9 protein-coding genes and 1 pseudogene are annotated in these 7,281 nt (G+C 65.3%); 2 read left to right on the top strand and 8 right to left on the bottom strand.

Annotated elements, in window-relative coordinates:
- Positions 1-69 precede the first annotated feature (69 nt).
- From mtnN to Q0O95_RS12500, 3 genes are all read right to left on the bottom strand, one after another.
- Positions 70-762: a 5'-methylthioadenosine/S-adenosylhomocysteine nucleosidase gene (gene mtnN / locus Q0O95_RS12510; protein WP_293699228.1), complete on the bottom strand. Its 693-nt coding sequence runs from the start codon at positions 760-762 to the stop codon at positions 70-72.
- Positions 752-1,216, bottom strand: a complete 465-nt coding sequence (locus Q0O95_RS12505) for an S-ribosylhomocysteine lyase (RefSeq protein ID WP_293699225.1) — start codon at positions 1,214-1,216, stop codon at positions 752-754. Before Q0O95_RS12505 ends, mtnN begins: the two co-directional genes overlap by 11 nt.
- 106 nt (positions 1,217-1,322) lie before the next feature.
- The gene (locus Q0O95_RS12500) at positions 1,323-1,820 is read right to left on the bottom strand and encodes a carbonic anhydrase (RefSeq protein ID WP_293699222.1); all 498 of its coding nucleotides are present in this window, start codon (positions 1,818-1,820) and stop codon (positions 1,323-1,325) included.
- A gap of 33 nt (positions 1,821-1,853) precedes the next feature.
- Between Q0O95_RS12500 and Q0O95_RS12495 the strand changes: the two genes are divergently transcribed.
- Together Q0O95_RS12495 and Q0O95_RS12490 are read left to right on the top strand one after the other, a co-directional pair.
- Positions 1,854-2,672 (top strand): GNAT family N-acetyltransferase, encoded by an 819-nt coding sequence (locus Q0O95_RS12495; RefSeq protein WP_293699219.1) that lies wholly within the window; start codon positions 1,854-1,856, stop codon positions 2,670-2,672.
- 70 nt (positions 2,673-2,742) lie between these two features.
- Positions 2,743-3,867: an FAD-dependent monooxygenase gene (locus Q0O95_RS12490; RefSeq protein ID WP_293699216.1), complete on the top strand. Its 1,125-nt coding sequence runs from the start codon at positions 2,743-2,745 to the stop codon at positions 3,865-3,867.
- A 19-nt stretch (positions 3,868-3,886) separates the two neighbouring features.
- Here the strand turns inward: Q0O95_RS12490 and Q0O95_RS12485 are convergent, their stop codons facing one another.
- The 5 genes and pseudogenes from Q0O95_RS12485 to Q0O95_RS12465 all read right to left on the bottom strand — a co-directional run.
- A complete protein-coding gene (locus Q0O95_RS12485; protein ID WP_293699213.1) occupies positions 3,887-4,225 on the bottom strand; it encodes a hypothetical protein in 339 nt (112 codons plus the stop codon).
- Positions 4,226-4,274: 49 nt separating this feature from the next.
- Positions 4,275-4,940 (bottom strand): DUF805 domain-containing protein, encoded by a 666-nt coding sequence (locus Q0O95_RS12480; protein WP_293699210.1) that lies wholly within the window; start codon positions 4,938-4,940, stop codon positions 4,275-4,277.
- Between the two features lie 142 nt (positions 4,941-5,082).
- Entirely contained in the window at positions 5,083-5,856 is a 774-nt protein-coding gene (locus tag Q0O95_RS12475) for an enoyl-CoA hydratase/isomerase family protein (RefSeq protein ID WP_293699208.1), read from the bottom strand.
- A 33-nt stretch (positions 5,857-5,889) separates the two neighbouring features.
- Positions 5,890-7,017 (bottom strand): 1,2-phenylacetyl-CoA epoxidase subunit PaaE, encoded by a 1,128-nt coding sequence (gene paaE / locus Q0O95_RS12470; protein WP_293699206.1) that lies wholly within the window; start codon positions 7,015-7,017, stop codon positions 5,890-5,892.
- Between the two features lie 43 nt (positions 7,018-7,060).
- Positions 7,061-7,281 (bottom strand): annotated as a pseudogene (locus tag Q0O95_RS12465) (phenylacetate-CoA oxygenase subunit PaaJ); the annotation flags it as partial.

The following is a 7,281-nucleotide window of genomic DNA, read 5'->3' as shown; positions in this document are numbered from 1 at the left end:
CACCTCAGCGGGTGCTCGACGGGATAATCCAGTTCGACTCCCGCTCAGCGCACCTTTTCAGCGCGAGCTTCACGGCAGGGCGCGAAGGATCGCCACGACCACATCCCGGCTGCGCTCCGCTGCTTCGGCTGCGTCCATGTGGAAATCCTGCCCGGCCTCCGGCCCGCAGAGGTCGGAGATCCCGCGCACCGACAGCCACGGAATACCGAAGGCGCTCGCGGTCTGCGCGATCGCGCACGACTCCATGTCGGTGGCCACGGCATCCGGAAACGCCTCGCGAGTGTCGGCAACGTTCTTGGCGGTCACGAACGTGTCTCCCGAGAGGATGCGGCCGAACCGCCAGTGCTGCTCGCTCGCGTCTTTCGCGGCTCCAAGCAGTTCTTGCGCGGCATCGAAGCGAACGGGCTGGCCCGGCACCTGGCCGCGCTCGTAGCCGAACTCGGTCGCATCGGCCGTGCCGTAGGTGGCGGCTTCGCTCACGGCGACGTCGCCGACATCGATCCCGCGGGAGAGCCCTCCGGCGGTGCCCGCCGAGATGATGGCGGTGGGCGAGAACGCGGTGGCGGCCCAAGTCGCGGCGGTCGCGGCGGCAACGAGACCGACACCTGTGCGGGCGACCATTGCATCCCGGCCCTCGAGTGAGCCGCGCACGACACGCATGCCCTCGGGCGGTGCCTCGACGTGTTCGGCGCCTTCCAGCAGCTCGATGAACGGGTCCGCCTCGAGCTGCATCGCCGTCAGTATGACGACGCTACGCGTCATCTCGCATCACGGTCTCCCACTCGGCGCGCGCTGCCAGGAACGCGCGAACGGCATCCTGCGCCCCTTCGAGCGTGTGGTTCGCGCCCCAGCCGCACTGCGTTTCATTCGCCGCAGGCACCTCGGTAGCTTCGAGAATGTCTGCGAATGCACGCTCGAGCAGCGGCAGGAACTCGTCCGTTTCGACTCCCAGCATGAGCGCGTAGAAGCCGGTCTGGCACCCCATCGGCGAGAAGTCGATCAGCTTGTCGGTGTGGTTGCGCAGCAGCTCTGCCGTCAGATGCTCGATCGAATGGATCGACTTCATGTCGAGACTGCTCTCGTTCGGCTGCGTGAAGCGCACGTCGTATTTCACGAGCACGTCACCGCCAGGCAGCTCCTTGCGGTCCGCGACGCGGACGAATGGTGCGGCGACCGCGCGGTGGTCGAGGTTGAAGGATTCCACGTTCATACGCATGCCCCCAGCCTATGCTGTCTCCCACGCTCGTAGGGTGCGAAAAACTTCGAAACATGACCGTCATGTTTCGAAGTTTTTCGCACCCAGCGCCGCGGTGGGTAGGGGTTTACGCCTTGCGAGCAAGCAGCCCCGTGTCGACGTCGTAGACGAAACCGGCAACCTTCACGCGACCGCCGATGACGGGATGCGTCTCGACACGGTGGACATCCTCCGTCAGGGTTGCGGCGGCGTCACTGATGGCACCGAGATCCATCCAGGTGATGTCCTGCCCGGATGCGTCCATGATCCGCTGCTTCAGTTCCTGCTCGCTCGCCGAAGCCATCGCGCAACGCGTATGCTGCACGACGATGACGCGGTCCACGTTCAGCAGATTCACTCCCAGCACCAGCGCGATCAGCACACGGCCGGTCACGCGCCCACCGGGGTTCCGCAGAATCTTGGCGTCCCCGGGCTTCAGGCCGACCATCCCGAGTGGGTCGATGCGTGAATCCATGCACGTCACGATCGCGACACCCGATTTCGCAATGCCGTCGAAGCCCTGCATGTCGAACGCGCTCGCGTAATCGCGGTTGGCGGCGATCAAATCGTCGAAGTGCTGATCCATGCAATCAGCGTACTGCGGTGTGAGACTGTAACCATGCGCATCAACGACACCGCCGCCCGCATCGACGCGATCAACCGGCGCTACGCGGAGATCTACGGCTTCGAACGCTCGAGCGACTGGCTCATGCTGAAACTCCAGGAGGAGCTCGGCGAGCTCGCCGACGCCTACCTGCAGGCGACGGGCCGTCAGCGGGATAAAGGGGGCGATCAGGATGCCCGCGAACGGTTCGCGCTCGAACTCGCGGACGCCACCGGTCTCCTGCTCGCCCTTTCGCAGCAGGAAGGCATCGACCTGGAGCGGGCGATCGCCGCGAAGTGGCTGGTCTGGGATCGTCGCGAGCATCAGCGCGACGATGAGCTCACCGATGCCGAACGCGCGATGCCGAGCGAAACGTACAGAGGTGGTGTCGAAATCGTGCGCGATCGCGACCCCGAGGCCGTGCGCCGCATCATCGCCGGTCTGCCGTCGTGGTTCGGCATCCCAGCGGCGAACGAGCACTACGTGACCGCCGCATCCGAACGCGACAGCTATCTCGCGCGCGTCAATGGTGCAATCGTCGGCGTGCTGCTTGCCGACCGTCACTTCCCCGAATCCGGCGAGATTCACTTCATCGCGGTGGATGCCGGGCACCGTGGCGCGGGAGTGGGGCGGATGCTCGTGGACGCGTTCGAAGCCGAGCTGCGCGCATCCGATGCGAGCCTCATGCAGGTCAAAACCGTCGGCCCGTCGTTCGCGGATGAGGGCTATGCGGCGACTCGCGAGTTCTATTCCGCTTTGGGATTCCTGCCGGTCGAAGAGGTGGAGAACCTCGATTGGGATGGCCCGACGCTCATTATGGTGAAGCCGCTGTGAACTGATTCCTCGCGTGCCGTTTCCATCGTGCGGCGTTGGCGGCGTAATGCGTATGCCCTAGCGTTGAGACATGACGAAGCGCGCAACCGTCGTCGGGGCAGGTATCGCCGGCCTCACTTCCGCCATCGCACTGGCCGAGTCGGGATACGAGGTCGTGGTCCTCGATCGTGCGGCCGCTCCGCCCAAACCCTCGCTCGGACTCGCCATAACCGGCAACGGGCTCGAAGCCCTCGCCGCTATCGAGTTGCGTGGCGTGGTCGAGCGTGCGGGAGTCACGACGAGGATGGGCCGCATCCTCACCGATGCCGGCACGCCGCTCATGCAGGAAACCGAGACCGGAGCCGGCGATATCGTCGGCATTCGCGAGGAGACGCTGCTGCGCATCCTGGCCGACCGTGCTGACGACCTCGGCGTGGAGACGCGGCGAGCAACGCTCGTGCGATCGGATGCCGATCTGCCGGAGACAGACCTCGTTGTGGGTGCAGACGGCCTGCGGTCGACCGTACGGCGCTGGATCAAGCCGAGAGTTCAGCCGGACTACTCGGGCGCCGCGTGCTGGTTCGGCATCTCGGATGCGCTCGAGAGCACGCCGGAGCTCGTGACCTCGTGGGTCGGGCGCGGAACGGAAGCGGGCATCCTGCCGCTCGACAACGGTGCATTCTGGTACATCTCGGCGATCGATCGTCAGCGCGGGCCGAGCACGGCGGGCGAAAAATCTGCCGCCGAGGCAGCGCAGCTCGGCGGGCTGTTCGAAGCACCCTTGAGCGAGCACATCGCAGCGACGCAGCGGGATGCCGTGACCCGTCAGCCGCTGTTCTACCTGCCCACGGGGTTGCCGCGCTTCACGTCGACGCGCACCGGCACGCCCGCCCTGCTCGTGGGGGATGCTGCGCATGCGATGGTGCCCTCGCTCGTGCAGGGGGCGAACCAGACGTTCGAAGACGCAGCGGTGCTGCGCGTCCTGCTGCGCGATGAGCCCAACATCGAGACGCTGTTCGCACGCTTCAACGAGGAGCGAGTACAACGCGCGCAACGGATGCAGATTCGCTCGTGGCGCGCGATCCGCTGGATGCAGGCGACGCATCCCGTCACGGGAGCCGTCCGGAATGCCGCACTCAAGCTGATGCCGACGATGGTTGCGGAGATTCTGACCGATTGGCACGGCCGCTGGGTCTCGCCCGATGCGCCGCGCTGACTCGCAGGGTTAGCGTCGATCAACCGGGGTCGATAACGGCAGCGTGCACCTGCGCCGCGGTTTCGAGTTCGTGTTGCAGACGGTTGAGGTTCTTGCGGTGCTTGCCCCAGTCGAGGAACTGCGTCGGCAGCCTCGATGCGCTTTTCACCGTGACTCGCGATCCGTTCGCCGCTTCCGCAACGGTAAGAGTGAGATCCTCTCCCCAGCTAGCCCAGGATGTTCTGACCGAGCCCGTTACTGCGGAGCCATGGACCACCGGCGTGCCCTGTATGACCGTTGCGACGGCATGCCTGGCTGCGTCGATCGCCTTGTTCGTATCGACGGGAAGCTCAAGGATGCGAGTGCGAGAGACGGGCATGCTTCTACGCTACCGTTCTCAGCGCCTTCGTGCGCGGTGACCTGTCGCGTTACTGCCCCTGCTGCGGAGGTTGCCCGTAGCCGGGATGGGGTGCGTTCGGCTGACCGTACCCCTGTTGCGGATACCCCTGCTGGGGCTGCTCGTAGTAGACGCCCGGGGGGAATTCAGGAGCCGGAACCGCACCCGGCCCGTACTTCGTGGCGTTCTGGCTCGTGGGGAAGATGCACATGATCACAGGTACGATGCTCAGGCCGACAATGCCCAGGAGCGCGAGCGCACCGTGGAACCCCGCGTCCTGCAGTCGACGCCACGTCATGGCGTACGTCGGGAGCATGATCGCGAGCGAGAACAGGAACATCGGAGCTGCCCAGCCGAGGATCGAAAGCGACATCCAGAGGCCGAACCCGGGGTCGTTGACAGCGCTGGAACTGAGGTTGGTCGGGTCGGAGAACTGGACCATCATCGTGACGATCGCACCGATCACGTACACGAACGCGAGAATGAACATGATGATCTGGATCCAGAGGAACGCCCACCAGTACTCGGCGCGACTCGCGCGCCCCTTGAAGACGACGTAGCCGCGCCAGAACCGCTTGAATGCCCTACCGAATCCGACACCGAAGTAGGGCTCGCCGATCGGCGGCTCCACGGTCGACGGCTGCTGGCCGTATCCGGGCTGGTTCGCGTCCGCGTAGGGCTGCTGCTGGTACGTCACGATGCCATCCTCTCGAACTTCTCCTGAATACGTGGTGAGTAGCCAGGCACGGCGCGAAAAGCGGCGTCGTTCCGCAAAAACGGCAAATAGCGCCGCCTCTCGGTGTAGAACGCGAAAAGCGCCGTGTTTCGACGCCCGCGGGCTACGCCCTGCCGGTGAACGTCGGCGTGCGCTTCTCCGTAAATGCCGCGAAACCCTCCTTGTAATCGGGAGTAGCGCACAGTGCTGCCTGGGCACGGTTCTCGTCGGCCATCGAATCCCAGAGCCCGATTCGCTCATCGCGCAGCCGACGGATGAGTTCCTTCGACTCCAGGAACGCCCTCGTCGCACCCGTCGCCGCTGTGGCAGCCGCAGCGCGCGTCGCATCCAGTACGTCCTCATCCGCGAAGATCTGTGAGAACAGCCCCGACCGCACGGCCTCCGTGCCGCTCATGAGTCGGGCGGTAAAGATGAGGTCGAGCGTCTTGTGCGCTCCGAGGCGTTCGAAGAACAGCGCGTGACCGCCGGAGTCGAGCGTTGCGCCGAGATTCGCGAACGGCGACCCGATCTTGGCCGACTCCGCGACGTAGACGACGTCGGTCGCGATCAGCAGACCCAGGCCGAGCCCGAGGCAAGCGCCGTGCGCCGCCCCAAAGGTGGGCGCCGGGAACGCTGCCATCCGCTCGAGCAAAGGCTGCACGCTATCGCCCAGAAAACCGAGCACGTCGTCGTTCTCGGTGTCGAGCCCGGCGATGTCGCGGCCAGCGCAGAAGGCTTTGCCCTCCCCGCGCAGCACGAGCGCCCGAACGCTCGCCCGCTCCGCCTCCTCGTAGGCGCCTCCGAGTTCGGCGAGCGTATCGGCGTTGAGCGCGTTGAGCTTGGCGGGGTCGTTCAACGTGATCTCCGCAACGTCGCCATCGATGGTGAGCTCGATCATGGTGTCTCCTCGTGGTTGCTCTCTTGCGGCCGGTCACACGTCGTAGTCGACGGTGACCTTCTCGCTCGTCGGGTGCGACTGACAGGTCAGCACGTAACCCTTCTCGACTTCGTCGGGTTCGAGCGCGTAGTTCTCGTCCATGTTCACACTGCCCGTCAACAACCTGGCCCGGCAGGTGCCGCAAACACCACCCGAACACGCGAAGGGAACATCCGGCCGGATGCGGAGGGCCGCGTTCAGGATCGTTTCGTGGGCGTCCACGGGGCTCTCGACCCGATTGGTCTGCCCGTCCAGCTGGAAGTTGATCTCGAAGACATCGTCGCCCTTACGGATTTCGACGTGCCGAGCCCGCTTCGGCTGCGACCCGGGCTCGCCGGTCGTGAAGAGTTCGAAACGGATGTGCGAGGCGTCCACGTCGTATTCCGGCAGGGTGTCGCGCACAAGCTGCACGAGCTCGAACGGGCCGCACAGGAACCACTCGTCGACGGTTGCCGGGAAGATGAGGCTGCCGAACATCGTGCGGAGCCGCTCCTGATCGAGGCGTCCGGACATGAGCGGTGAAGAGCGCTGTTCGCGCGAGAGCACGTGGTGCAGCGCGAAGCGACTCGGGTAGGCGTCCTTGAGGTCGGCGAGCTCTTCCACGAACATGACGTCCATCGTCGAGCGATTCGAATACAGCAGTGTGAAGCGGCTGTCGGGGCTGCTCTGCAGCACCGTGTGCGCGAGTGAGGCGATGGGCGTTATGCCGCTACCCGCAGCGATGCCGACGACGTGCTTCCCGTCGAAGGACGGCAGATTCGAGGTGAACGTGCCCTGGGGGCTCATGACTTCCATCTCCTGGCCCGGCTGCAGGGTGTCGTTCGCCCAGTTCGAGAACAGGCCCCCCGCATCCCGCTTGATCGCGACGGACAGCTCGCCCGGCTGCAGCGGACGGCAGATGGAGTAGGAGCGGCGCAGATCATCGCCTTCGACGAGCGCGCGCAGCGCGACGTGCTGGCCGGGCAGATAGTCGAACTGACCGTGCAGGTCGGCGGGCACGTCGAACGTGACTTCGACGGAGTCTTTCGTGAGCGGCGCGATGCGCTTCACACGCAACGAGTGGAACGTCGCACGCTTGCGCGGCGCGGGCGACGTAACGCTGCCGAGATTAGTGGCTGCCATGGCTCCTCCTTGAGCGTGGGCCGCAACGGGCCAGGAACACGGGTCAGTGGGGTTTGAAGAAATCGAACGGTTCGAGGCACGAGAGGCACTCGTAGAGCGCCTTGCAGGATGTCGAGCCGAACTGCGAGACGGTCTTCGTGCGCAACGAGTCGCAACGCGGGCACTTAACTCCCAGCTGCACGGGAATCGGGCCGGATGTGGGCCTCGGGCCCGGAGGTGCGATGCCGTATTGCTCCAGTTTGCGTTTGCCGTTCTCCGTCATCC

Origin of the sequence: uncultured Agrococcus sp., assembly GCF_945915485.1 — a bacterium.
In the GTDB taxonomy this organism is placed as follows: domain Bacteria; phylum Actinomycetota; class Actinomycetes; order Actinomycetales; family Microbacteriaceae; genus Agrococcus.
The sequence above is the reverse complement of the archived record's forward strand: the minus strand, read 5'-3'. Positions and strand labels throughout refer to the sequence as shown.

Coding starts and splice junctions, on each gene's coding strand:
- Q0O95_RS12475 (WP_293699208.1), bottom strand. CDS start 5,856: ATGATCGAGCTCACCATCGATGGCGACGTTGCGGAGATCACGTTGAAC.
- mtnN (WP_293699228.1), bottom strand. CDS start 762: ATGACGCGTAGCGTCGTCATACTGACGGCGATGCAGCTCGAGGCGGAC.
- paaE (WP_293699206.1), bottom strand. CDS start 7,017: ATGGCAGCCACTAATCTCGGCAGCGTTACGTCGCCCGCGCCGCGCAAG.
- Q0O95_RS12485 (WP_293699213.1), bottom strand. CDS start 4,225: ATGCCCGTCTCTCGCACTCGCATCCTTGAGCTTCCCGTCGATACGAAC.
- Q0O95_RS12490 (WP_293699216.1), top strand. CDS start 2,743: ATGACGAAGCGCGCAACCGTCGTCGGGGCAGGTATCGCCGGCCTCACT.
- Q0O95_RS12495 (WP_293699219.1), top strand. CDS start 1,854: ATGCGCATCAACGACACCGCCGCCCGCATCGACGCGATCAACCGGCGC.
- Q0O95_RS12505 (WP_293699225.1), bottom strand. CDS start 1,216: ATGCGTATGAACGTGGAATCCTTCAACCTCGACCACCGCGCGGTCGCC.
- Q0O95_RS12500 (WP_293699222.1), bottom strand. CDS start 1,820: ATGGATCAGCACTTCGACGATTTGATCGCCGCCAACCGCGATTACGCG.